The organism is Litoribrevibacter euphylliae (assembly GCF_042646085.1).
Taxonomy (GTDB): domain Bacteria; phylum Pseudomonadota; class Gammaproteobacteria; order Pseudomonadales; family Litoribrevibacteraceae; genus Litoribrevibacter; species Litoribrevibacter euphylliae.
This window is the reverse complement of record NZ_JBHRSZ010000007.1, coordinates 59,076-84,025: the sequence shown is the minus strand read 5'-3', so window position 1 is coordinate 84,025 and position 24,950 is coordinate 59,076. Positions and strand designations below refer to the sequence as shown.

22 protein-coding genes are annotated in these 24,950 nt (G+C 47.0%); 10 read left to right on the top strand and 12 right to left on the bottom strand.

Annotated elements, in window-relative coordinates; translation table 11 throughout:
- The first annotated feature begins 125 nt into the window (after nucleotides 1-125).
- The gene (locus ACFOEK_RS15820) at nucleotides 126-1,976 is read left to right on the top strand and encodes a sensor domain-containing diguanylate cyclase (RefSeq protein ID WP_386722436.1); all 1,851 of its coding nucleotides are present in this window, start codon (nucleotides 126-128) and stop codon (nucleotides 1,974-1,976) included.
- 175 nt (nucleotides 1,977-2,151) lie between these two features.
- A complete protein-coding gene (locus ACFOEK_RS15815) occupies nucleotides 2,152-3,942 on the top strand; it encodes a GGDEF domain-containing protein (protein ID WP_386722435.1) in 1,791 nt (596 codons plus the stop codon).
- Between the two features lie 210 nt (nucleotides 3,943-4,152).
- Here the strand turns inward: ACFOEK_RS15815 and ACFOEK_RS15810 are convergent, their stop codons facing one another.
- The 3 genes from ACFOEK_RS15810 to ACFOEK_RS15800 form a co-directional block, all read right to left on the bottom strand.
- A complete protein-coding gene (locus tag ACFOEK_RS15810; protein ID WP_386722434.1) occupies nucleotides 4,153-4,314 on the bottom strand; it encodes a hypothetical protein in 162 nt (53 codons plus the stop codon).
- Nucleotides 4,315-4,516: 202 nt separating this feature from the next.
- Complete coding sequence (locus ACFOEK_RS15805; RefSeq protein ID WP_386722433.1) at nucleotides 4,517-5,374, bottom strand: methyltransferase domain-containing protein; 858 nt, start codon at nucleotides 5,372-5,374, stop codon at nucleotides 4,517-4,519.
- 478 nt (nucleotides 5,375-5,852) lie between these two features.
- The gene (locus ACFOEK_RS15800; protein ID WP_386722432.1) at nucleotides 5,853-6,698 is read right to left on the bottom strand and encodes an alpha/beta fold hydrolase; all 846 of its coding nucleotides are present in this window, start codon (nucleotides 6,696-6,698) and stop codon (nucleotides 5,853-5,855) included.
- Between the two features lie 124 nt (nucleotides 6,699-6,822).
- On the opposite strand from ACFOEK_RS15800, the gene ACFOEK_RS15795 reads away from it, so the two are divergent.
- Nucleotides 6,823-7,455 (top strand): class II aldolase/adducin family protein, encoded by a 633-nt coding sequence (locus ACFOEK_RS15795; RefSeq protein WP_386722431.1) that lies wholly within the window; start codon nucleotides 6,823-6,825, stop codon nucleotides 7,453-7,455.
- A 13-nt stretch (nucleotides 7,456-7,468) separates the two neighbouring features.
- Here the strand turns inward: ACFOEK_RS15795 and ACFOEK_RS15790 are convergent, their stop codons facing one another.
- Nucleotides 7,469-8,764: an FAD-dependent oxidoreductase gene (locus ACFOEK_RS15790; RefSeq protein WP_386722430.1), complete on the bottom strand. Its 1,296-nt coding sequence runs from the start codon at nucleotides 8,762-8,764 to the stop codon at nucleotides 7,469-7,471.
- 300 nt (nucleotides 8,765-9,064) lie between these two features.
- Between ACFOEK_RS15790 and smrA the strand changes: the two genes are divergently transcribed.
- Complete coding sequence (gene smrA / locus ACFOEK_RS15785; protein WP_386722429.1) at nucleotides 9,065-9,640, top strand: DNA endonuclease SmrA; 576 nt, start codon at nucleotides 9,065-9,067, stop codon at nucleotides 9,638-9,640.
- Between the two features lie 110 nt (nucleotides 9,641-9,750).
- Here smrA and ACFOEK_RS15780 read toward each other — a convergent pair whose 3' ends face one another.
- The gene (locus ACFOEK_RS15780; protein WP_386722428.1) at nucleotides 9,751-11,199 is read right to left on the bottom strand and encodes a PhoH family protein; all 1,449 of its coding nucleotides are present in this window, start codon (nucleotides 11,197-11,199) and stop codon (nucleotides 9,751-9,753) included.
- Between the two features lie 364 nt (nucleotides 11,200-11,563).
- Here ACFOEK_RS15780 and ACFOEK_RS15775 point away from each other — a divergent pair, with 364 nt between their 5' ends.
- The 3 genes from ACFOEK_RS15775 (at nucleotide 11,564) to ACFOEK_RS15765 (ending at nucleotide 15,233) form a co-directional block, all read left to right on the top strand.
- On the top strand, nucleotides 11,564-12,133 hold the full coding sequence (locus ACFOEK_RS15775; protein WP_386722427.1) for a hypothetical protein: 570 nt from the start codon (nucleotides 11,564-11,566) through the stop codon (nucleotides 12,131-12,133).
- A gap of 147 nt (nucleotides 12,134-12,280) precedes the next feature.
- The gene (locus tag ACFOEK_RS15770; protein ID WP_386722426.1) at nucleotides 12,281-14,725 is read left to right on the top strand and encodes a 7TM diverse intracellular signaling domain-containing protein; all 2,445 of its coding nucleotides are present in this window, start codon (nucleotides 12,281-12,283) and stop codon (nucleotides 14,723-14,725) included.
- A 1-nt stretch (nucleotide 14,726) separates the two neighbouring features.
- Nucleotides 14,727-15,233: a TIGR02444 family protein gene (locus ACFOEK_RS15765; RefSeq protein ID WP_386722425.1), complete on the top strand. Its 507-nt coding sequence runs from the start codon at nucleotides 14,727-14,729 to the stop codon at nucleotides 15,231-15,233.
- Here the strand turns inward: ACFOEK_RS15765 and ACFOEK_RS15760 are convergent.
- Nucleotides 15,131-15,937, bottom strand: a complete 807-nt coding sequence (locus ACFOEK_RS15760; protein WP_386722424.1) for a nucleotide-binding protein — start codon at nucleotides 15,935-15,937, stop codon at nucleotides 15,131-15,133. The genes ACFOEK_RS15765 and ACFOEK_RS15760 overlap by 103 nt on opposite strands.
- 224 nt (nucleotides 15,938-16,161) lie before the next feature.
- Between ACFOEK_RS15760 and ACFOEK_RS15755 the strand changes: the two genes are divergently transcribed.
- Both ACFOEK_RS15755 and ACFOEK_RS15750 read left to right on the top strand, forming a co-directional pair.
- Nucleotides 16,162-16,650, top strand: a complete 489-nt coding sequence (locus ACFOEK_RS15755; protein WP_386722423.1) for a DUF4124 domain-containing protein — start codon at nucleotides 16,162-16,164, stop codon at nucleotides 16,648-16,650.
- A gap of 7 nt (nucleotides 16,651-16,657) precedes the next feature.
- Nucleotides 16,658-17,383 (top strand): FKBP-type peptidyl-prolyl cis-trans isomerase N-terminal domain-containing protein, encoded by a 726-nt coding sequence (locus tag ACFOEK_RS15750; RefSeq protein ID WP_386722422.1) that lies wholly within the window; start codon nucleotides 16,658-16,660, stop codon nucleotides 17,381-17,383.
- A 30-nt stretch (nucleotides 17,384-17,413) separates the two neighbouring features.
- Here ACFOEK_RS15750 and ACFOEK_RS15745 read toward each other — a convergent pair whose 3' ends face one another.
- The 3 genes from ACFOEK_RS15745 to ACFOEK_RS15735 form a co-directional block, all read right to left on the bottom strand.
- Nucleotides 17,414-18,415 carry a WD40 repeat domain-containing protein gene (locus ACFOEK_RS15745; RefSeq protein ID WP_386722421.1) on the bottom strand — a complete coding sequence of 334 codons (1,002 nt, stop codon included), beginning with the start codon at nucleotides 18,413-18,415 and terminating at the stop codon, nucleotides 17,414-17,416.
- Nucleotides 18,416-18,608: 193 nt separating this feature from the next.
- Nucleotides 18,609-19,082: a sigma D regulator gene (gene rsd, locus ACFOEK_RS15740; RefSeq protein WP_386722420.1), complete on the bottom strand. Its 474-nt coding sequence runs from the start codon at nucleotides 19,080-19,082 to the stop codon at nucleotides 18,609-18,611.
- A gap of 228 nt (nucleotides 19,083-19,310) precedes the next feature.
- Nucleotides 19,311-19,820, bottom strand: coding sequence for a disulfide bond formation protein B (locus ACFOEK_RS15735; protein WP_386722419.1), 510 nt, complete (start codon nucleotides 19,818-19,820; stop codon nucleotides 19,311-19,313).
- A gap of 153 nt (nucleotides 19,821-19,973) precedes the next feature.
- Here ACFOEK_RS15735 and ACFOEK_RS15730 point away from each other — a divergent pair, with 153 nt between their 5' ends.
- A complete protein-coding gene (locus ACFOEK_RS15730) occupies nucleotides 19,974-20,363 on the top strand; it encodes a flagellar basal body-associated FliL family protein (protein ID WP_386722418.1) in 390 nt (129 codons plus the stop codon).
- Nucleotides 20,364-20,464: 101 nt separating this feature from the next.
- On the opposite strand, the gene rmf is transcribed toward ACFOEK_RS15730, so the two are convergent.
- The 3 genes from rmf to ACFOEK_RS15715 form a co-directional block, all read right to left on the bottom strand.
- The gene (gene rmf, locus ACFOEK_RS15725) at nucleotides 20,465-20,653 is read right to left on the bottom strand and encodes a ribosome modulation factor (RefSeq protein WP_386722417.1); all 189 of its coding nucleotides are present in this window, start codon (nucleotides 20,651-20,653) and stop codon (nucleotides 20,465-20,467) included.
- A 119-nt stretch (nucleotides 20,654-20,772) separates the two neighbouring features.
- The gene (gene gshA / locus ACFOEK_RS15720) at nucleotides 20,773-22,353 is read right to left on the bottom strand and encodes a glutamate--cysteine ligase (protein WP_386722416.1); all 1,581 of its coding nucleotides are present in this window, start codon (nucleotides 22,351-22,353) and stop codon (nucleotides 20,773-20,775) included.
- 239 nt (nucleotides 22,354-22,592) lie between these two features.
- Entirely contained in the window at nucleotides 22,593-24,920 is a 2,328-nt protein-coding gene (locus tag ACFOEK_RS15715) for a Tex family protein (RefSeq protein ID WP_386722415.1), read from the bottom strand.
- Nucleotides 24,921-24,950: the final 30 nt, after the last annotated feature.

Below are 24,950 nucleotides of genomic sequence, written 5' to 3'. Positions count from 1 at the left end.
GCACAAAAATTATAAGGGCAGAGTCACGCACTCCGATAAACCAGCTAGTCTATAGAGAATCATAGTAATGTCCGGGTTAATGCGTGATAGGCTCTGCTTTTCGAACCGTCTATGTTCGGGTTCTAGTGACTTTTACAACCTTGCTGCTGATTGGGCTGGTAGGCGCTTACGTTCAAGTCACCAGTACTGAACGGCGCATCGTTGATCAGGTGGTATCGGAACAAACGTCGTTAACTCAACAGTTAATTAAGGTGTTTGCCCGACAAGTGTCCACGCGCATGCAACATTTGGAACAAACCACTTTCTTGCTGTCAGATTTGTCCATTGTTCAGTTCTTTCTGTTAGAAGAGGATTCCGAGGATGTGGAAAGCCTGGGGAATCTGGTGTTGGATGTGTTCCAGAACGTACTGATTTCTAACTCTTACGTCATGTCATTACGTTTGGTGTCTTTGGATGGCTATACCCGAATCAAGATTACACCGCTTGAAACAGAGAAATACGATGTATCCACCAAGAGAGACAACATTCGTATTTACAACTATTTCCCCTACATCAAACAAATTTCCATGAATGAGGTGGGCGTCTTCATTGGTGATAGCTATGAACATGAAGAGCCTCACATTGAAGTGGTCGCCCCGGTTTACGATGGTTTCTTACCGTTAGGGTATGTGGTGCAGACGGTGTCGGTGGGGGCGTTAGTAGCAGAAATGTTGGAATTTACCGGCAAAAGCGACGCTTTTTTGTTGTTGCTCTCTGAAGACGGTCATTACCTGTTTGGTGAACATGGTGAGTTAACGTTTGATCAACAGCCGTTCACCACTTTGTATCCCAATGCCTGGAAGCATATCTCTCAGCGAACAACGAAAGCGGCCGTTTCAACGCCCCAGATAATTCATGATCAGGGGGTGCGCTTTGTGGTGCGGCCGCTGGATGTGGAGTTTGACAACTTAGGCGTCTACCGCAGCTGGTTGGTCGCTTATTTCACCGATGACAAAGTGGCCGCGTTATCGGCATCAGAACAAGCGCATCTGACCACTCGAATGACCATGTTTATGTTGGTCGTGGTTGTGATTGCATTATTAATTGCCTGGTGGACGTACCGACGTTCTTTGATGTTGGATCTTTCGTTTATGGCGCAAGCAGCGATGCGGTCGATGTCGCCGATTGTATTAATGGATCGTCAGCAACATATGCTGAATGCCAATGCGGCGTTTCTGCGGTTGATGGGTATGACTTCGGAATCTTCAAAAGGGCAGCGGTTATCGAGTTTATTAAACGAGCGCGACAGAGTGGCGTTGGAAAAAATTTGGCAAGGATTAACAAAAGAACCATCGTGGAAGGGCGAGCTTAAGTTTACTAATTGTCAGGGCACGCCTGTCGAAGGGCTATTTCAGATTTTTCCGCTGGAGTCCCGACGTAAGAAAATCATTGGCTATGTGGGTTCCTGGGTAGACATAAGTGAGCAAAAAGAACTGGAACGTCGATTGCGTAATTTAACCATAACTGATGCGTTAACGGGTTGTAAGAACCGGCGTTATTTCGATAAAGAGCTGCAAATGCTGTTCAGTAATTTGAAGCGTCATTCCGATCAACAGTTTTGCTTGGCCATTGCCGATATTGATCATTTCAAACAAGTAAATGATGCCCATGGGCACGATGTCGGTGATGAAGTGCTGCAAATCTTCTCAAGTGTATTGGTGCGCGAGACGCGCGATCTGGATATAGTCTGCCGCGTTGGTGGGGAAGAGTTTGCCATTTTGTTGCCTAATACCAGCTTAAACGACGCCGCACTGGTGATGGAGCGGGTTCGTAAGACGGTAGCTACCGTATCTCATGCCGGTCATTCCATTACTTGCAGTATTGGGTTGGCCGATAGTAATGACGCTGCCGACGAAGAGTCGCTCTACAAACAAGCGGATCAAGCCTTGTATCTGGCGAAGGAAAACGGCCGTAATCAAGTGATTCTCCATCATTGAGAGGGGTTTCTGTCATCTAATTGTCATCAAACCGCTGCACCATACGCCCAGTTATTAATCATTCTTTTGTCGTATGAATTGTGCTGTCTATCAGGGCGTTTTCTAGGGGCTCCTTAGGAAATAGCTTCTGTTTTGAATGGCAGGATTCAATCATCTATAAGTTGTGGCTGGTGATATGAATTGGTGCGCACTGGAAGAGTCGCTTAGGGAAATCATCTGTCAGGGATCGATACAATCTGTGTTTCAACCCATTGTAGATATCCGTAAGCAATTGGTGTTGGGCTATGAAGCGTTGAGTCGAGGGCCTTCTGACTCACCCTTGTATTCCGCTGGCGTGTTGTTTGAAACTGCCGAGCGTGCGGGCTTGCAACAGGAACTGGAACGACTTTGCCGGAATCGAGCAGCACAGCGCTTTAAAGCCTTGAGTGTGGATGGCTACTTGTTCGTCAATATCAGTCCTCAAGTATTAGAACCCCCGGTGTTTGATTTAGATAAACTCGATCGCTTGATGTCAGAGTTGGATGTCGAAGCCACTAAGGTCGTACTTGAGTTGTCTGAACGTTACCCTGCTACCGATATGGGACAGACACTAAAAGCCTTAGCAATGCTCAAAGAACGAGGCTTTAAAGTAGCCATCGATGATTTGGGTGCAGGTTATTCTGGATTAAAGCTGTGGTCGGAAGTCAAACCTGATTACGTCAAAATTGATCGACACTTCATTCGCGACATCGATACCGACTTGGTGAAGCGTGAATTCGTTGCTTCCGTGGTGAATCTTGCCAATGGCATGGGCTGTCAGCTGGTGGCGGAAGGGGTGGAAACCGAATCCGAATACAAAACCATCCATGAATTGGGTATTCCGTTTTGTCAGGGCTTTTACTTCGGCAAGCCCAAAGTGCATCCGGTGGCGACTAATCTCAATCGTTCACGTCCATCAATGGAGAATAAGATCTCTTTGGGCAAGGTCGGTGCACTGGCCACTTATATTCCCCCAGTTTCTCCTCTGACGCCCTTAGGGGATGTCGCAAAACGTTTCTCGGATGCGGTGCATGTTTCTTCGATTCCTGTCGTCGATGATGAAAAACCGGTGGGCATGATTTCTAAGTGGAGTCTGATGGAGTTGTTCTCCTTACCCTTCGGTCGGGCGCTGCATGAAAAGAAAGCGGTGAAGCACTACATGACGCAGACGCCGATTGTAGTACCTTGGGGTGAAGACCTTTCCATCGTCAGTCGCATGTTGACCGATGAGGAAGACCTCTACATTCGTCAGCACTTCATTATTACCAAGGAAAGCAAATACCACGGCATTGGCAGTACTCGTGATGTGTTGAAGCGGATCACTGATATGAAGATTCGTTCGGCGCGTTATGCGAACCCATTGACTTTATTACCGGGCAATGTGCCGATCAATGAAAAGCTGCGGGAAATGGAAGAGTCCAGAGAACGCTATTCATTGGCCTATTTCGATATCGACAACTTTAAGCCGCTGAACGATGTCTTGGGCTATTCCATTGGGGATCAGGTGATTCAGTTACTGGCTAACATCTTAAGAGCCCATTTGCATGATCAGAATTCTTTTATCGGACATGTAGGCGGTGATGACTTCCTAGTGGTGTTCCACGGGGTGAATGACTTGACGGAAACCTGTCACAAAATTCAACAGTCGTTCTCCCAGAAGGTGAAGAGTTTTTATCCCAGTGCCATGGCGAATGCTGGCTATATGGACGCCTTCGACCGTAATGGTGAACCACAGAAGTTCCCGTTAAGTACTCTCTCGGTGGGCGTCGTGCAACAAGATATACCTGAGGGCGAATCGTCATTGGACATCTCGACCCTGGCGGCACGGGCTAAGAAACGAGCCAAATTGCTGCAAGCAAAATTTTGTGTAATGAAAGTCTCCGACAATGCCAAAGATGCCCATTTGTCTCGCGATGGTTTGATGCGGGGACTAGAGCGGGCGCTGTAAGCGGTTCTTTTTCTCTAACTTTCGACTCGCTTACTTAGATTTTCGGGCATAAAAAAGCCGAGGGATAACCTCGGCAAAAGACTCGATTAGGAGGGAATCGAAAATCGCATTACAGTCGTTCAGCCACTAAGGCCTACTGACAAGGTGACACTACTACCCTAGTGTCTAAAAAAGGACGCCGCCGGACCCTGAGGCCACGCCCTTAAATTGTTACCGTGTGAAGTAATGGAATAAACCCGCCGCGATAGGAACCATATTTAATACCGCTAACACCGCAATCGGTACGATGTAGGTAAGAATTGAGTTATCGGCTTTTTCCATTGGTTCATCTTCGTATACTGCAGTTTCTTGAAAATCGTAAATGCTGCTCATGTTATATCTCCTGGCCCTTTTCTTAAGGGGCTTGTCATCTCTAACTTGTGTCCAGATTAGATCATGCAGCGGAAGAAATATTGATCCGTATCAATAACCCAAGGCCCAATAAAAGGAATGGCGTCGGATTATTGATGTAGATCAATTTTTGAGCGATGTGTGCGTTCAGATGGGTAAGAAAAGCCTTACATATAACGTGGCTTTAGCGTTGTGCGCAGATCAGATAACAACGCAGAAGGTCGTGTTTTCGTAGCCAGCTAAGAATCTTGGCGGTTGCCTGATACTTTTGCCAGATAGGCAAGCTGCCGACGCCTTCAAATTGTTGACGATACGTGGGTAGCCAATGGGCAAAACCGTCCATCACTGCGTCTGAGATGTCTGCTTCGGAGACAGTGGCAAAGCCCGCTTCAGTGAGTTGTTGTTTATAGGCGTCCAGGGTGATGACATTGTCTTTAGGAATGCCGCATAACCATAACAGGCTGCGCATGATGAACTCTTGCAGCAGGTCGCTGGGGGGATGCGGAATCACCAGATCGGTCACGACCAGCTTGCCTTCGGGTTTAAGGACTCGATGGACTTGCTTAAACCACTGATCCCGTTCATCAAAGAAATAGGCTGCATCGACTGATAACACGTGGGAGAAATTGCGATCGGCTTGATTATTAATGGCTCGATGATCGTAGTGATGAAGAAAGGCGTTAATACCCTCAAAGCGTAATTTTTTTTGAGCCAAACCGACTTGTGCTTGAGAGGTGTTTACGCCGGAGATGGTTTTCACCCGATAGTGCTGATGCCAGAGTATCAACTGATCGCCGCAGCCAAAGCCAACGTCGAGAATATCCGACGTTTGATCCAGTGCCGCCTGATCTCCCACCTTCATGGCCAGTTGCCGACAGGCTTCGCCATAGTCTTGGGTATTTTCCCAGTAACCGAGATTTCCCCAGTGGTGGTCATCCGGTTTTAAATTCAACAGTTCGTCGGAAAGATCGAAGCGTTTGAGCTGAAATGCGCGCCACACAAAGATCGACGCTAAGGCAGATAAGAAGCCGAAAAGGAACATAGTTGTATTCATAAGCGGGCTCACGAGCGGGTTGAAATTCAAAAATAATGCTGACGTATTAAGGGATTATGACGCATTGCAGCAGAACTAGCGAAGTAAAAAAATCGGCGGTACCCAGTAGGGCGACAGATCATATTCAGGGCTCAGCAGAGGTGTCTATGAAATGAAACAGAGAGTCTGACATAGCCGTCCAATTCACTCAAAAGAATGTCATAAACTCTTTATAGAGTACTGGTTTTAGCAATTAACCTGAGGGTAGGAACGCTATTATGCAACATGTTCAAACTATGACTCCAAGCGTTAGATCTGTGATGAATGTGCTGTTGGCATTGGGTTGGGGAGCAACCTTGTACGTTGCGGGTCTGATCGTTTTGACCGTGATTACCTGATAATCGACGGTTTGTGTCTTACGACTGGTGGCAATCTGGACGCAACCAGTCGAGATACACAGTGTGTACTTCTGCTTGTTCCTTTCTGTTTAATCTTCATCCATCTTTTTCAACGTCGACATAATCAGCTGTCGGGTAATTTGTGGCGCTTCAAACGGCATTAAGTGGCCATAGTCACGCTCAGTTATATAGTGCAGCTTAGGTTTGGCTCTCATTAAACGATGCCAGCTCTTATCGTGAACAAATAACGACGGCTTGCCGCGAATAAAGGCGGTCGGGACTTTGAGTTTTTTAACGTCGCTAAGGATGTTACGACCAGCTAAGTAGTTGGCAATTTCCCAATTCAGCGGATAAACCAGCTTGGTGTGTTGGCCTTCTTGTTCAACCATGCTGTTGAGTATCGTGGTCAGTTGCTCTTGTGGAATGCGTTTATAGGCCGTGTTTTGCTTAAAGTACGCCAAGGCTTGCTCTTTGCTCTTCCATTGAGACGGCTTTTTAAGCGTTGATTTCACGGGTTCGATCCCTGACAACCAGCTCTGCGGGGAATACTGACACAAGAAGCTTTGTAATGGGCTTATGATCACAGGTTCGATAAGCACCAATTTCGAAAACAGTTTTGGTGCTTTGGCTGCAGCAATGAGAGTAATTGACGCGCCCATCGAATGCCCGACACCCACCACCGGGCGGTTGTGCTTGGTTTTGAGGTGTTGAATCAGGTCGTCGGCATAATCATCCCAAGTTAACGCGTCATTAGGGTCTCCGATACCGGGCCAAAGCGCTTTATGCCAAACACTGGTGATTGAAAAGCGTTGGCTCAGACCATTGAGTAAGGCATCGTAACATCCCACGGGAAAGCCATTGGCACCGGAAAAATGCATGGGTGTTCTGTCTTGAGTCGAATAGATGGAGAATTTAGGCGTTGCCTTGGTGGCCATGGTTTGCTTTCCTTAGCGCAAAGAGGAATCTGAACTGGCATAGATACTATCGGTAATTGCCAGCGATGCAAAGCAGTGGTCATGGTCGGGTGGCCGATGAGGTTGAGCAAGTAAGGAAGAACGCATGTCGGAGCAGGAAGGCGTTATAAAGTTTTCGCTAACGCACCAAACATTGGATCGACCGGTCAATGCTTCGGTGTTGAGTGAATTGATGGTCTGGCGTGATTTAAGTCGTCGCCTGCAATGGCTTGGGCAAGATCCTCAACGCTATGGCGGATTAGGCTATGGCAACATCAGCGCCCGTGAGTCGTCTCAGCAATTTATTATCAGCGCCAGTCAAACCAGCGGTGTGATCACCGCAGAACCTCAGCATTTTGCGCGCGTACTGGTCAGTGATCTTGAACAAAACCACATTGATTCCGAGGGGATGCTACCACCATCGTCGGAATCCATGACTCATGCGGCGTTGTATCAATGCAGCGATCAGGTGTCGTGGATTTTACACAGTCATTGCCCTGAGATATGGCAACACAGTGAGGCGCTAGGGCTAGCCGCTACCGCCGCCGAGGTACCCTATGGCACGCCCGAAATGGCGGAGGCAGTACAGCAGTTGTATCGGGATCAAGCCAATCCGTCTCAAGGGATCTTTGTGATGAAAGGGCATCAGGACGGAGTGGTCAGTTACGGCTCGACCGCCAAACAAGCCATTAGTACGATGCTGGATTGTTATGGGCGAGCCTTATTGATTAGTGCTTAATCTGTCGTTGAAGTTACTGCCAAGGTGCAGTCACGCCGAGATGGTTAGCAACGGCCAGTGAAGACCGTACCCCGGCTTCCAATAACGGAATGCCTCCCCCCAAATAGGAGCCGCAGTACCACAAGGTATTATTCGGCTGAGCCATTGAATCTTTGATGTTGGAAAGCGTCTTCAGAGTATCGAAGGTGACCAGTGGACGTTCAAAGGTCGCACGTGCCAGCACTTGCTTAGGATTCAACTCCACGGTTGGATGCCAGGTTTGAAAGACCGGACGACAGTCTTTGACACTTGGCATCGACTTGTTAAGGCAGACGGTTGCCATAGGGCGCTGGGCTTTCGGGTCGACCGAATAATAGACGGGTGAGAGTTTCTTCCAATGCTGTGGGTAGATGCTCTGATCCCGGTGAACCACCATTTCACTTTGCTCAAATGGAATTGAGGCCAATTGCTTAGACGTAATTGGATCAATGCCAGAAATCATCTGCGCGGCATGCTGTGGCTGGGTCGCAATCACCACCTGGTCAAAGGTCATCTGCTCGCCGTTATCCAAGGTTAAGTTAAGTGGCTTGTGATCACTCGCAACCGATGATGTTTGGGACTCCGTAATGTTGTCGATGGCATGGCCGGTATGTACTTGGTAGCCTTGTGTTAGGCGAGCAACGATGTCTGTGACACCGTAAGTGGCTTTCCACACTCCTTCTTTAGTTACACCGCAGGTCAGGTAATCGACGATGATATGGGCAGGATACTGATAAATGCTGTCGTAATCGCAGGTGCAAATGGTGGACAGCATCGGCATCAGTACTAGCTTCACAAAAGAAGAATGTTGATAGCCAGCGCGTCGAATGAAATCCCCAAAGGTCAGTTGTTCAATATCAGCAATCACAAAACGACTTAAGCGCCACAGAAACTCGGTGGCTTCGTAACCGTGACTGATGTTGGTACGGGTAAAGCGGTTGGGGCTGTTCAGAAAGGAGTAACTTTTGTTGCCAAAATGGTAGTTCTTGTAGTGAAAGACCTGCTCGCCTGAATCTTTAAAGAAAGCCCCGGCGTGATCGGTACGTTCGATGGCCACACCCACGGTGTTGTATAACTGATAGAGTTCACGGTAGTAGCCTGAGGTGATGATTCGTAGTGGAATATCGATGTTCACTGATGCGTGCTCATCACCGACATCTACTGCATAAGCCCCCATTCCTGGTTGGTCGTGTTTCTCAAATAGGGTGACTTGATACTTATCCTTGAGTAACCACGCGGCGGATAAACCGGCGATGCCACTTCCTATCACTGCCAAAGTAGGCTTATTCATGAAAAATTGTCTCGTCTTATGTTTTGGCTGGTGGTTCTGTTCTAACGCTCTATAACTGTCGTGCACTGAGTGTCTTGGTCATTACTGGATATCTTGGTCATTGGATTATACAGGAGCGCACTATTGACCTGATTGTTGATAAAAGACCTATCAAAACAAATGCAGTAAAATGTGTCTAATAGAGTCTGATTCTGTGATGCTTAATGACGTGTGCTGTTGTCTTATATCAATGGCATTCATAGTAATGCAGAGTTTGAGTCAGCAGTAATAACAAATGTTAATGGCAGGAGGGTGAATCTAATGGATAACTTTGATGACTTTTTAAAAGAAGTTGGTGACGTTCAGCCTCTCAAACAAAAAAACAAAGCGGATATTAAAAAGGAAGCGGAAGTTACTCCTGGCTTGTTGGCACGCAAACAAGCGGCTGTGTCAGAGTTACCGACCGATACTAACTTCTTAACCACGGAAGCGGATTACATCGAGTTTGTATTGCCGCAAGACCCGCTGGAATATAAAAAGGACGGTGTTCAGGAAGGGGTGTATAAGAAACTTCGTCAAGGCAAATACACCATGGATGCCCGTTTGGATTTGCATCACCACACGGTAGAGCAGGCACGAAAAGCGGTGTTTGAGTTCATCAGTGATTGTCTGAAATACGACATCCGTACTGGCATCATCGTTCACGGTAAAGGTGAGCGTGAAGAACCAAGAGCCTTGCTGAAGAGCTACACCAATAAGTGGCTGCGCGAAATTCCGGACGTCTTGGCGTTTCATAGCGCGTTAAAACAGAACGGTGGGGTCGGCGCTGTCTATGTGTTGCTTAAGAAAAGCGAGAGTGAAAAACAAAAGAATCGACTGAACAACAGACCGAAGTAGTGCTTAACTTATCCCGAATCAATGAAACGGCCCGATGGAGACATCGGGCCGTGTTCGTTTTTATCCAGGGTTAGTTTGAGTCTTGTTTATTAATTGTTAATTGTTAGTTGTTAGAGGTATTGCTCCGCGTATTCAGCCAATTGCGATCGTGGAACGCCTTGCAGTTGTAGGGTGCCACCCAACGGGAATTGACGGAATCGTGCGGTTAGATAAGTTAAACCTGAGCTGATCGGATTCATGTACGCGGTATCAATTTGCGCCAAGTTCCCCAAGCACACCACTTTACTGCCTGCACCAGCACGGGTGATGATGGTTTTGATCTGGTGTGGCGTCAGGTTTTGGCACTCATCAATTAAAATAAAACTCTGCTGGAAGCTGCGGCCGCGCATGTAGTTCAGTGATTTGAACTGAAGTGGCACTTTCTGCAGCAGATAGTCGAGACTGCCATCGCGGCATTCATCGTCATCGTGGAGCGCTTCCAGGTTATCGGTGATGGCACCGAGCCAAGGTTCCATTTTTTCTTCTTCCGTACCAGGAAGAAAGCCGATGTCTTCATCCAAGCCTTGAATGGTTCGTGTCACAATAATGCGCTTATAACGCTTAATCGATATGGTTTGTTCAATGGCGGCGGCCAGCGCCAGAATGGTTTTACCGGAACCGGCACTGCCGGTGAGCGTTACTAAGTGAATGTCTGGATCGAGCAGGATATTCAGCGCCATCGCTTGGTGAATATCTCTTGGGTGCAATCCCCAAGCTTCCTGAGACATCATCAGATCATGACACATGTCTTTCAGCGCAATGTGATCTGATCCGATTTCCACCACCTTACCAATAAAGCCTTGTTCATCGACGATGAACTGGTTGTAGTAGACATCGAAGTCCAAGGACGATTTCGAAATGATGTGCTTAGCGCGTTTCCCTTCCAGTACTGATTCGACATGATCTATGTTGTCCCAGAAGGACCCTTCGAGCTGAATGAAGCCGGCGGGTAATAAATCAATATCCGAGACCAGTTGGTCGTTTTGGTAATCTTCGGAGCGGATGCCGCAGCCTCGGGCTTTGAGGCGCATATTGATGTCTTTAGTGACAAGTACGTATTCGATGTGAGGAGAGGAGGATTGCAGCTTGACGATTTGATTGATGATTTTGTTGTCGTTGAGATCGTTGGGGAGTGCGGGGTTGAGCGGGGTGACTTTGGAATCGGGGTCTGACATTAAAATGGAGATACTGCCTTTGGCCTGTATGGTATCCGGTCGAATGATGGGGACGCCTCGTTCGACCTTATCCGGTGGCGCGTCGCCGATCAGCTCGTCGATTCGTCGGATGGCCTGTCGACAGTCCGCCGCGACGGTATGTTTGCTCGATTTGAGCTTGTCGAGTTCTTCCAGCACCGTGATGGGGATAGCCACCTGATGCTCGTCGAAGTTGATCACAGAATTGGGGTCATGGATGAGGACATTGGTGTCGAGGACATAGACCTTCGATTTTAATTCGGGGATAGGCGTGCGTTGGATACTGTTAAGGCGGGTGGTATTCGTCCGTTTTGTTGATTTTGTCATAATACGGCCCTGTGCGCTTAATTTTCCTAATTGAGTGCACCGCTAATATGTTGCGTTTAATGACGATTTAATAGATCCCGATGACCATCATTGGCCTGATTCAAGACCTAACAACATATAAATGACACTAAACCAATGAGATCAGCGACATTGAGTTATCAAAATTATCATTTGCTCGAATCATAATGAGATAACTTAACTATACTTTAAAACAGTTGAAGTATTGGTCAAGTGTCTGACTGATAAATGGACAAGGAGTATTAGGTTCTAAACTCGTAAGGGCACTGGTAATGTTAAGTTTTTATTGAGTTTATCGATAAATTAAAGGAAGGTACGATTAATTATGTCTGTTTCAGGAATGGTCATGGAAGAAGATATATTAAAGAAAGTTGCTAGTCGGGTACTTAAAGAAGCTGGTCGTATTGATTCTTTGGTCGGTGAATTTACCGAAGTCAAAGAGACCAGTGAAAAAACCGTCGACTCCATAGAGAATCGGTTGCAAAGTGTATTAGGTGAATTTGAACAATTAAAAGACCGTCTGCAAACGGTGGAAACGCAACTGGAAGAAGCCCAGCAAAGTACTGGTGTTGATAATTTAGCCGATCGCGCCGAGTTAGAAGCATTGCGTCGTGAGCTGGAAGAAGCTCGTGCTCAAAATGAAGAATACGTCCATCGTAACTCAGTGTTGCAAGCCACCGTTGAGCAGTTAAAGAAAGAAAAAGCGGAGTTGTCCGAGGCCGGTGGCGAAATAACTCGTTACAATGCAGAGACCAATGTTGGCTCGTCTGCCGTTGTACCTCGAGAAAATCATAAAGGTGATTGGTGTATGTATAAGGAAGTGGTACCTATCATCATTACCTACAAGCGTGATGTGAAACAGTTGGAAATTGAGGTGGCGAGATTGAAAGGTCGTTCGTCAAACAGTTCTGAGTAGTCCGTATTCATATACGCCAGTATTCAAATGATCGGTTAATCCATGTATATCAGGATATTCATGACAGACGATGAATAGAGGTTCCTAGCCTTGAATAAAAAAATAATAAAAGGCGCGTTCATATACTTAATTCAATGCTGGGTTCTCATGTTGAGCTCCGTTGCATTCGTTGTATCCGCTGAAACTCTTGATATTGAGGGTGCTGATTTAGAACAAAATGGCTCTGTGGTCATTCAACAGGGCGAAGTGTATTTGTTGGATGCAACGTCTCAATACATCGAAGACAAACACGGTGAATACACCATTGACTCGGTGCGTGATCACCCGGAATTGTGGCAAGAGGTTGGCAACGACACCTTAAACTTTGGTTATAGTCGATCAAAATTTTGGATTCATAGTCGGTTTAAGAGTGCTCTCAATGAGCCTTTGGTGATTCGTGGTGAGTATGCCCTGATTGACTTTGTCGATGTTTGGATTTACCGCAATGGTCAGATGGTCAAAGCCCATCAAACCGGCGATGCTCGTCCGTATTACAGCCGTCCGGTGCAGCATCCACAGTTTGTTTTTGATGTGGATAGCAGCAAAGACGATGTCATTGATGTCTATTTCCGGTTACAGACTGACGGTTCAGTGACCTGGCCGATTCAAGTGATGAGTGAATCCACCTATGACGCCCAGCAAGACAATGTGCTGGTGGTACGGGGTGGCTATTTCGGCATCATGATCGTGATGGTGCTGTATAACCTCTTTATTTATGCGGTGATCCGGCAGCGGGCTTATGCCTACTATGTGTTGTTTGTTAGTACCTTTTTATTCTTTCAGCTGGTCTATGAAGGCGTTGCCTTCCAATACTTCTGGCCAAACCTTCCTTGGCTGAATGCCTACTCTTTACCGCTGTCTTATGCCCTCAATGAAGTGGCGATGATAGCCTTTATTCGGATCTTCATGGAGTTACCCGGTAAAAACCCAAGGCTGGATCTCTATTTCCGGCTGCTGATGATTATGGCCGTAGGGCTTGTAGTCGGAGTGACGGTCATTCCATACAAGTATTTAGTGCCTATGGTGGTGTTCTTAGGTCTGGTGGTGACCATCAGCGGCTTCAGTACCGGTGCCTATCTGTGGTCGAAGGGTAACAAGTTTGCTCATTATTTCACTGTCGCTTGGGCTTTGTTATTAATTGGTTTGGTGCTGGGCAATCTGCGAGCGCTCGGGCTTATTCCTTCTAACTTTGTGACGGCTCATGCTTACCAGTTCGGCGCAGTGTTTGAGGTCTTGTTGTTGTCGTTGGCGTTGGCGCGACGGATTGATATTGCTCAGAAAGAAAAGGCACTTGCTGAGAAGGAAATGATTCGGGCGCAACGGGAATCCATTCTCAATCTAAAACGTTATCAGGACTTATACGATAACGCGGTGGCCGGAATGTTCCAAAGCAATCTGCAAGATCGTTTTATTCGCGTCAATGCGGCATTAGCTTCGATGTTTGGGTATGAATCACCACAGGAAATGGTATCCCAAATAGCGAGTATATCTCGCAATTTAGCGGTCGAGAAACCGGACATGGATCGACTGTTCCAAAAGCTCCTACGTGAAAAATCGGTGATGGATCGGGAGTTGAAACTGCGTTGTAAGGACGGCTCTTACATCTGGGTATCAATGACTGTACGAACGGTGATGGATGTGGCGGGTAATGTCGATCACCTGGAAGGCTCGGTGGTGGACATTACCGAGCGTAAGTTTGCTGAGAGCTATCGTCAGGAAGAAGAGCGTCGCAGAATGGCGGCACTGGAAGAAGTGGTGGTCGGTGTTGCTCATGAAGTCAGTACGCCGCTGGGAATTAATCTGACCAGTTTGAGTCTGATCGAAGATCGCCAAGCGGAGCTAAAGAGCCAATTTGAAAGTGGTAAGATGACTCGCCATAGTTTTGAAAGCTTCATTGATGTGTTGGGCGACGGCATTGACTTGATGTCCCGAAATCTTAAACGTATCGAGAATTTGGTCACCAATTTCCGACAAGTGTCGGTACATCATTTAGGGTTTGCCCAGAAAGAATTTGATCTGTCGGATCTGATTCGAGGCATCGCGCTAGGCGATGGCCCCGACTTAACAGGCATTACTCTGGATCTCAACATTCCTAATCAGGTGGATGTGTGCAGTTATCCACAGGCGTTTCTGCTCATTCTTGAAAAGTTAATGGAAAACTCGATTCAGCACGGGTTTGTGAAAGACCAGTTGAATCGAGCGATTTCTGTGGAGTTGGATGTTCAGCCGTCGAAAGTTGTCTTAACCTATCGAGATAATGGCAAAGGTCTGGGTGACACCGATCACGAGAAGATCTTTATGCCGTTCTACACGACTCAGCGAGGAGCGTTGGGTAGAACCGGTTTGGGTATGTACATCGTGTTTAATGTCGCCACACAGTTGTTGCAGGGGCGAGTTCAGGTGCTGACCCATCGCGGTTTTGCTTTGTCCATAGAAGTGCCTAGGTATCTTCAGGTCGAAACGGTACTGGATGAGGGTGATATTAAGACTGCCGTTGAAGTAGAATCTGCGGCGCCTGAAAATGTTGTCCCACTACCGAAGAAAAAAGCCTAATTTGAATCAACATTCCCCTTCATTCTGGAACTATGCCTGCCAGGTCTACCAACGGCCTGGTGTGGAATCCTGTCTGCTGTCATTACAGAATCAATATGGTTTAGTCATAAATCACTTATTAGTGATTGCCTGGTTGGATGGTCAGGGGCGGACGTTGTCATGGGGTAGCTTGGTTCTGGCAGAGCAACAAAGTGGCGTTTTGTCTCGTTTGATTTCACCTCTGAGAGGCTATCGCATGCAATCAAAGGCTCAGGTTGAAGATTGTATCTACCAACAGTTAAAAGCGTTGGAACTCGATGCTGAGCGTCTCCATATCGATTGGCTGGAAGGCTATTGTCAGCAACATGCAGTGCCTAACTGCCGTCCTGACTCTGGACGGGCGGGGGTGGAACAAGGGGTTCGAGATTATTTGAGTGCTATCGACTTAACCAGAGTTGATGCAGCATCCGACAAGGATGAAGTTTTATGTTCGCTCATAAAAGACTTTTCTTGTTCTGTCACGGGTTGATTGGTGCTTGGATATTCTGAAGGCTGACCGTTCAGATGTTGATCAATCCAATCAATGATCAAATGCATGGAACGGGTATCACTGGCGTTAATTCGTTCCAATTCCATTACTCCCATCCCTTGTTCGAACGCTTTGATGTATTGCTGGGTGTCTCGAATTACCGAAATCACCGGCAGCTGTAAGCTTTTTAAAAACTGTGACAATGTACCAAATATCTTCGTATTGCGACGCACCCGGTTGGCCACAATGCCGACAGGAATCGGATTCTGTCGGTAGGCTCGTGTTTGTAGCAGATGATAAATAAATTGCTCTACGGCTTTGATATCAATCATCGATGGTAATACTGGGATCAGGATGATGTCTGAACAACACACCACTTCTTCCAATGCAAAGTCAGGCATGGCGGCGGGCGTATCCAGAATGATCAAATCACTTTCGATGGATGATCGTAGTTGCCAGCTTCGGGTTTGATTCATGTGGTTCGGCTTGAAGCCCGAATGAATTCCTATGGTGTTGAGATTATTGGGACGTAATGTCAGCCAGGAAGTACTCGATTGTTGAGAGTCAAAATCCATAATGGTGACGTCACGGCTGTGCGCATAGTGTGCTGCCAGATTGGTGGTGAGCGTGGTCTTACCGCTGCCGCCTTTGGCATTGGTGACTAAAATCCTGGGCGTTGTTTTTCTGTGGTACTGGCGAGCCATGGGATGTGCCTGTCATACTATGCTATTAGAAATTCCTATGAATGCCCGTTGGACAAGGAACCCATATAGGTCAAAACTTAGGTTAACTGTAGATCGTTAGAGCGCATAAACTGGCTCACAACAGTTATCGGCCGTCTTCATTGTTACTGTAAGGGACTATAACTGTAGACCATAACTTATTGATCGTTATCTGAGAATATATCTTTAGGCAGGTTGTCCGTTTTATGAAAATAATGATTAAGCTTTTGATCCTGGCTTTAATCGGCGTGTTCGTGGCGCCCATGGTCATGAAGGGGCCGGATGGCCAACCCTTGATTTCCTGGAAAGACTTTTTCTCGTCTCCGGCTCCAGATGACCCTTCGCCATCGGTGAGTCCAAATGCACCGGCTTCCCCTTCGGGGTTAACCACCGTCTATAAATGGAAAGATAAAGACGGACAGTGGCATTTCTCGGATAAACCACAAGATCATGTTCAAAATGAGACGTTAAAATACAATCCCAACGCGAATATCATTCAATCGCTGGCCAAGAAAGAAGAGGAACCTGAGGTCGTGGTGGAACCAGTTAAAGAGCCAAAAACTTCGACGGAACCATCTTTAACAACAGTACCTCTAACAGAGGTTCCTGAATTAATGGATCAGGCCAAGCAATATCAGCAAATGGTCGATCAGCGTAATGAAATGTTGCAACAGTACAACACCACAAAAAAATAGGTGATCAGTGAAAAAAGTAACGTCTTTTGTTCCTGCTCTGGTTTTGAGCGTATTTGGTATGAACAGTGTGTTAGCAGATAACTCCGACCATTCTCCAGTTCCTCCTCAAGCACTAACCGATCAACAAAAGCTCAGCTATGCCATTGGCGTAGTCTTTGGTGCACGTCTTAAGCAAGAGGCCAATAACCTCGATATGGAGGTGTTTGAACAAGGCTTGCGAGACAGTTATCAAGGCGCGCCGCTTAAACTGTCTGATCAACAAATTAAAGAAGCGTTTGAGCGTTACCGACAAGTCCAGGATCAAGCCCGTCATCAACAGCAGCAAGCGTTTGAGGACATGGCGAAGGCGAATCTTGAGCGAGGTCAGAAGTTCCTAGCTGAGAACGTGAAATCGTCAAATGTCGAAGAGCTGGAACCGGGTTTGCAGTTTGAGGTGCTAAACGAAGGCAGTGGTGCTGAGCCCAAGTTAGGCGATACCGTGGCGGTTCATTACGAAGGGCAGTTGTTGAATGGTCAGGTATTCGACACCTCGTATTCGTTGGAGAAGCCGGTAACCTTCCAAGTAGATCAAGGGCCAAGCAGTTGGGTTAAAGTGCTTCCAAAGATGAAACCCGGTGCCGTGTGGCGTGTTTGGGTGGCACCTGAGTTGGGCTTTGGCTCCGGCGGTGCAGGACCTGTTGGGCCGAATGAGGTGCTGGAATACAAGCTGGAATTGATTTCGGTAAACCCGTAATTCGTTCAGTGTCGACGAGCCGCAGATTTGTTACTGCGGCAAGTTAAAATGGTTCAACAGGCCGTTAGAACCCAAGGCAACCAACTGGTTGCCTGATGAGGTGAAAGCAAGGTCGGTTACGTGGCTGCTTTCGCGATAGACATTGGGACGAATATGCATACGCCACTTGTGTAACATCTCTCCTGTTGTGGCATCGTGTAGCTGCACATGTCCGTCAAACAATCCCAACGCCAGATAGTTGTCGTCTGGTGAAAAGCGCGCCGATGAGATTCGCTGCCGTTGTGTACCTGTGGTTGTGAGTGGGCCACCGGTTTTTAAGTCGTACAGGAACCCGTCGTCCATATACGCCGCCACAAACACCTTGTCTTTGGCGTTATTACTGATGACAACATCGACTGGGAAAGTGTGTTTCCAGCTTTGAACTTTCTGCCCTGTCTTCCAGTTCCAGAGATTGGCTGTAGTGTCTTCTGAACCGGTCAGTAACAGATCCGTTTGCGGAATGAAGTAGACCGAACGAATGGTGTGGCCGTGCGCAAGAGAGCGAACGATGCGTCCGGCATTGATATCAAAAATGGTGGCAAGATTGTCTTCGCGTCCTAAGGCCGCCACTTTACCGTTGGGGTGTAAGGCTAGCGAGTGCAGGCGACTGGGCGTGTTCCAGTAACCCAGTGATTTTCCGGTATTGGTATTCCAGGCAACAAAGGCTTTGGTATCGGCGGTAAGTGCGATAGAACCTTTCGGGTTAACGGCTGTGAGGGTGAGATCGGAATAGCCCCCAGATTGGTGGTTCCAATTGAATAAACGCTCGTGATCTTCTGTGTTCCAGAATGATCCACCATGATTGATGGAGGCGATGACCACACGGGCGCCTCGTTGATCGAGATTACCATCTCGGATGCCCTGCATTGCGTATTCTTCAAAGTTGGAGGGTGGTTCGCCGGAACATGCGCTTAGCATTAAAGCGGCGATTACAACAGAACACAGTCGGTGAGCAGCTTTAACTAAAGTCGTGGTTTTGTTCAAAGCGGGCATGCAGGCGAATCTCATGAAATGATAGCGTTACGAATTACTCTCAGTGTAGATCGGTTGCAAAGACAAGGGGTGGTTGTCTTGCTTACAGGCAGTCATTGCCCAAAAATATCATGTTACTTTGAGTGTGTCGGCCAAAGTACGTAAGGCTTTAATATTCAGAGGTAGTTGGGTGGCAGCCAAAGCTGGTTGGCCGTTAGGCAACCAGCTCTTTGTGACTGTTGTGTAAGCAGTCGATCAGTTGATCTTCCAATACAAAGCGTTCTTCCAACGCTTCTCCCAGTAAAGACAGCTTCTCTGGTAGTACTTCGAGAAGATCCAATGCGTGGGCGTTATTATCGTATTCGTCATTAAAGTCCAAGGCGGTTTCTGTGGTTTCCTGAATTTTTGGAAATAAGCGCTCGGCTAATTCAATGCCGCCATCGTTAAACTCATTGGCTTCTTTGATGAGTTGTTCATAGACTTCGAAATGACCGGCTGACACATAATCAACCAATACCTGACACAATTTCTGAATCGTAGATGAGTAAGATGTCTCTTCGCTTTCTCGACTGATATTGCTTAATTCACAATACAAAACAATCAGTTCCTGGCGTTCAGCCAGCCAGCGATCGATAATTTCACTCACACCGCCCCAACGTTCTTTTGCGGATTTGCAGTTCTCTAGCATAGGTGTCTTCCCTTGTTCGCCAGCTCTGACCGGCGCTAATTATAAGTTATGGGGCTATCTAGTCGCTTTGTTAGTTCTTTGTTCTTGTTGGCTATCGGTATTGTCTGATAGCCATGATAACGGTGGTATCCTTCTTCGGGATACCTTGTTTTGTTATCGCGTTAATTCTTTCCCTTCGGGTTAGAATCTACTGACTTTTCAAGAGGCTTGTCAACCTGAGAAAGTCATTCAAACGTTTGTTTGTTTCGCGGTTTTCCAAAGTAATAGTCCGTATACCATGTAGCCAAGGAAGATCACGATCATCCAGTTCGGCATAGTTAATCCAAGAAAATTCCAGCTAACTTCGGTGCAAGAGGCAGAGCCTGTCAGCATGTAGGTCAGGATTTCTTGGAAGGGCAGGATGTCCAGCATGTACTCTAACGGCGCACCGCAATCTGGGATATCTTCTGGCGGGAAGGCCTGAATCCAGCTGTGGCGAATGGCAATGGCTACGCCCGCTAAGCCGACCAGTCCGGCGGTCGAAGCATAGGCTTTTCTACCGAGTGGTTTTTCAGGGTTGTGAATGGCTGCAATTAGCGCAACCCAGCCGAGTACAAACACAATGATGCGTTGCATCATGCACATGGGGCAAGGCTCAAGCCCGACCACAAGTTCAAAGTAATAAGCCGCAGCCAGTAAGGCAATTGAGACTAGGACGGTGATGGAGGATAGGGCTCGAAAGTTCGTAAGAAAAAACATGCTTGGTATTTTCCGGTTCGCTGGATTACGTTATAAATACTACATTAAAGGATGTAGAAACAACTACTTAGTGCATTGGAAATCAGTTTACTGATTTAGTTCAATAACTTAAATGAAAGTCTTTTTGGGTAAACATACGAGGAGAAAAGGTCAATGTTGAAGCGTTGTATGATGTTTTTAGCTATGGCGCTGATGTTAGGCGTGGGGCAGGCGAATGCAGTGTCATTTGTGAATTTTGATGAACACTTTACGGTAAATTTCGGTGATCCTGAAAAGCCTAAATTAAGTTATCTTCGTGTGAATGTTTCTTTGAAAGTGGACAACGATACCGTTGCTACCCAGGTTCGAAATCATACGCCTTATCTTCGTGATGTTATTATTCGTCATCTGGTTCGGCAGCAGGTCGATACGGTACGAACTGCGGAGGCTAAACGTCAGCTATTACAAGATATTTTGTCTGATATACAGGCGTTTTTGACCGAAGAAGAGGGTGAAGAATTGGTACAGGATGCACTGTTTACGGAGTTTATTGTTCAGGAGTAACCAAAAGGTGGTTTTTTAGTTCGGAGGGGTGCTGAGTAAGTACGTCCGAAGTTAGGCAAGAAGCGAAGACATACAGCCGAGAACGTTTGAAGAGTGAGCAATTAAGCCGTCAGACGTTCTTGATGTTCTTCAAAGAATTCATGGCCATCATCACGGCCCGCTTCCCACGCAGCAATCAACACATCGGTTGTGTACGGGCATGGCTCATGGCTGCCTGTTACGCCGATCAAATAGCCGCGACGATAGGCTTTGTCCATAGATTCAAGCGAATAATTTTTATCGTTCAGCAAAGTGAAACACTCCGTTTTGCGTTCATAAACAATAAGTTACAAACAGGTTACAGTCTGTAACTCTAGCAAAAAAAAATAGAGTGTGAAGCCAAATCCTAAAGAAATGTGAAGTTTTGCAGCTATTTTTCAGGTTGTTTATTAGAATATTCGTCTAAGTATTTGATAAACTTGGTTTTATCTTGTTTTTCAATGTTTTCCTGCTCCCCTATCGAAAGTTGGCTCTTTTTAACCATCTCGTCAGAAAAAGACTGAGAAAGGGAATGTTCGGACAATTCCTGAGCGTGTCTTAGGCTCATTTCTAAACCAAAGTCTTGGAAACTGGCGTTATTTTCTGTCATCCATTGGATTTGTTGATGGGAGGGTAAACTTTCAGGTGCTGAAAGTAATGCGTGGTAATGGTTGACAGCTTCGCTGTACAGGCGAGTGTTTTGACTACGATCGAGCATACAGGCGACTTGATCCAGCTGTTCGAACAGTAAACCGCCTTCCCCTTTAATCGAGAAGGACTGGCCTTCCAGTAAGATACGGTGATTTGGATCTGCGCCTTCATAAGCCATACCGACCATGTTTTGTGCCAGACGATTGCATTCTGCCGGTTCAACTTCCGGGCTGTCAGCCAGTAAACAGAACGTTAAAAAGGTATCCATAAAGGCGATTTGTTGAGTATCGATACCTGTGGTCAGGAAGGGATTGATGTCCAAACAACGAACTTCGATGTATTCGACGCCACGTGCTGACAAGGCTTCAAGCGGCTTTTCACTGGACTGCGTAGTGCGTTTCGGGCGGATGTCGCTGTAAAACTCATTTTCGATCTGTAATAGATTGGTATTGAGTTGATTAAAACCGCCTTGCTCATTCTGAACTCCGAGTTCTTCGTACGGCTTGTGAGGTGTATTGACCGCATGGGATAGCGTGTAAATGTAATTACTTAGGCTGTTGTAGCAAATAGTAAGGTCAGATTGAGCGCTGTTTTGATAGCCGAGATCGCTCATTCTTAATGAGGTGCCTTTCGGTGCAAACAAGGTGTCCTTGAGGCCTTCAGTAAGCTTATGGTGTTTATGTTCTACAAAGCTGGCGCTGACTGATGGTGAGGCGCCGAATAAGTAAATCAGTAGCCAGGAGTAACGCTTGAAGTTTCGAATCAGACCGAAATACTGTTCGGAACGAAAATCTTGTTCGCTTTGCTTATTACCCACCACGTCTTGGTATTTGGCCCAGAAGCTGTCTGGCATCGAATAGTTGTAATGGATGCCTGCAATGCTTTGCATCAGACGGCCGTATCTGTGCCACAGCCCATGTCGATAGACGTGTTTCAGTTGCCCGATATTAGAACTGCCGTACTCCGCAATACGAATATCCAACTCATTGGCAATATGACACGGCATACTGCACCCCCAGATGATTTCTTCATCCAGGTTCTGTTGAGTAAATGCATGCAAGTTATATAAAAACTCAGAGGTTTCAACCGGGCTACTCATCGCCGGTGTGATAAATTCCAGCAGTGCTTCTGAATAGTCGGTGGTGATGTGCGGGTGTGTCAGCGCCGACCCTAAAACCTTAGGATGATCCTTTTGAGAGATCTTTCCCTGCCTGTCTACCCGGAGTCCTTCTTTCTCAAGCCCTCGGCGAATATTTGCAAATTCTGATTGAAAGTCAGATGCCATCAAGTGTTCGAGATGTGAAGGATTAATATGTGGCAAGGGAAGTTCCTTATTGTTAGCAGACTGCGGATGTAACAAACCGGCAATAATACTGTAACTGAGGTTAGACTTGTAATATTGATTCGGCCAGAGCCGCTGAAAAATCGTTATCTTGGCTAAAGCTCATTGGGGGTTGGTCTAACAGGTGATCAAAAAGTTGCATCTTAATTGACTTGGGGATGCCGAGGCATCCCCAAAGGTGTCAAAAGAGACTAACTCAAAGTACTCAGACTTAGATATTAAAGGCGTTTCTTTTTGCCATTCTTGTTCTGAGCTTGAGCAAATAACGCCGCCATCGTACCTTCACCAGACGACTGAGCTTTCTGGTTCGTCGTTCGATTATGTTTCGCTGCCGTACGTTGAGGTTTTCCTGGTGTGCTTTGCTTCTCACCTTGCTCGTTGGCATCGTCACTCATACGCATAGACAGACCGATGCGCTTACGGGCTACATCCACTTCCATGACCTTCACTTTCACAATGTCACCGGCTTTAACCACTTGGCGTGGGTCGCTGATGAAGGTGTCAGACATTGCAGAAATATGAACCAGACCGTCTTGGTGAACGCCGATGTCAATAAAGGCTCCAAAGTTGGTTACGTTGGTAACAACCCCTTCTAGAACCATATTGCCTTTCAGGTCAGAAATGGTTTCAACGCCTTCCAAGAAGGTGGCCGCTTTGAATTCAGGGCGCGGATCACGTCCTGGCTTCTCCAGTTCTTTCAGAATGTCGACCACCGTTGGCAAACCAAATTGGTCGCTCACAAAGGATTCGGCATTCACGGCACGCAAAGACGAGGTATCACCGATTAAAGATTTAACGTCTGCCTTCTGTGTCTTGGCGATTTCAGTCACCAATGAATAAGATTCCGGGTGAACACTGGATGCGTCCAACGGGTTGCTGCCATTCATGATTCTTAAGAAGCCTGCCGCTTGTTCGAAGGCTTTTGGCCCCAGACGCGGAACAGACTTTAAGTCATTACGGCTTGAGAATTGCCCGTTCTGATCTCGGAAAGAGACAATGTTATTGGCAATGGTGGAGTTTAGGCCGGAGACTCGGCTCAGCAGCGGGGCTGACGCGGTATTAAGGTCAACACCGACGCCGTTCACACAGTCTTCAATGACGGTGTCTAGGCTGCGAGCCAACTCGGTCTGACTAACGTCATGTTGATACTGACCTACACCGATAGACTTCGGCTCGATTTTTACTAATTCCGCCAATGGGTCTTGTAAGCGTCGGGCAATAGAAACAGCGCCTCGAATGGTTACGTCGAGATCCGGGAATTCTTTTGCTGCAAACTCGGATGCCGAGTACACCGATGCTCCGGCTTCATTGACTACGATTTTGGTCAGTTTCAGTTCCGGGTGTTTCTTGATGAGTTCACCGGCCAGTTTATCGGTTTCACGAGAGGCAGTGCCGTTACCAATACTGATCAGCTCTACGGCGTGCTTTTTACATAAAGCAGCAAGGATTTGTAAGGATTGATCCCACTTACGCTGCGGCTCGTGTGGGTAAATCGCTCCGTGATCCACTACTTTACCGGTTGCGTCGATGACGGCGACTTTTACACCGGTACGGAAACCAGGGTCGAGACCTAAGGTCGCGCGAGGGCCCGCAGGCGCAGCCAGTAGCAGGTCTTTAAGGTTTTGAGAGAATACCTTAATGGCTTCGCCTTCCGCTGATTCACGCACGCGGCCCATGAGTTCGGTTTCCAGATGGGTCAACAACTTCACGCGCCATGTCCAACGCACGACTTCGCGTAGCCAGGTGTCTGCTGGACGGCCTTTGTCTTCGATCAGCCAGAAGTCCGCGATCATTTGCTCACATGGCGAGCTTTTCTGATCGAGGTCACCCGCGATGATGTTGAAGTTAAGAATGCCTTCGTTACGACCACGTAAGATCGCCAGCGCACGGTGACTTGGTACGGCTTTGAGTGGCTCATCGTGCTCAAAGTAATCACGGAATTTCGCACCTTCCTCTTCTTTGCCGTCGTTTACACGAACAGACAAGGTGCCTTCTTGCCATAAGAAGGTACGCAGTTTTTCAAGTAGGTTGGCGTTTTCACTGAAGCGTTCCATCAGAATGTACTTGGCGCCATCCAAGGCCGCTTTCACATCGGCGATGCCTTGATCGGCATCAACATAGGCTTCGGCTTCTTTCTCTGGATTAGACGTTGGGATTTCGTACAGCAGATCTGCTAATGGCTCCAGGCCTGCTTCTTTAGCGATTTGGGCTTTGGTGCGACGCTTTTTCTTGTAAGGAAGGTACAAGTCTTCCAAACGGTTTTTAGTGTCAGCGGCTTCAATGTCTTTGGTCAGTTCAGCGGTTAACTTACCTTGTTCTTCAATGCTCTTAAGAATTGCAGAACGGCGATCTTCCAACTCACGGAGATAACGTAAACGATCTTCCAGTTGACGTAACTGACTGTCGTCGAGGGCGCCGGTAACTTCTTTTCGATAACGTGCGATGAACGGCACGGTTGCGCCTTCGTCCAGCAAAGCCACAGAGGCTTCGACTTGTTGTTGACGAACATTTAATTCGGTAGCGATGGTTTGAAAAATGCGATCCATATCAGGTCCAAAATGGGTAAATCAAATTTG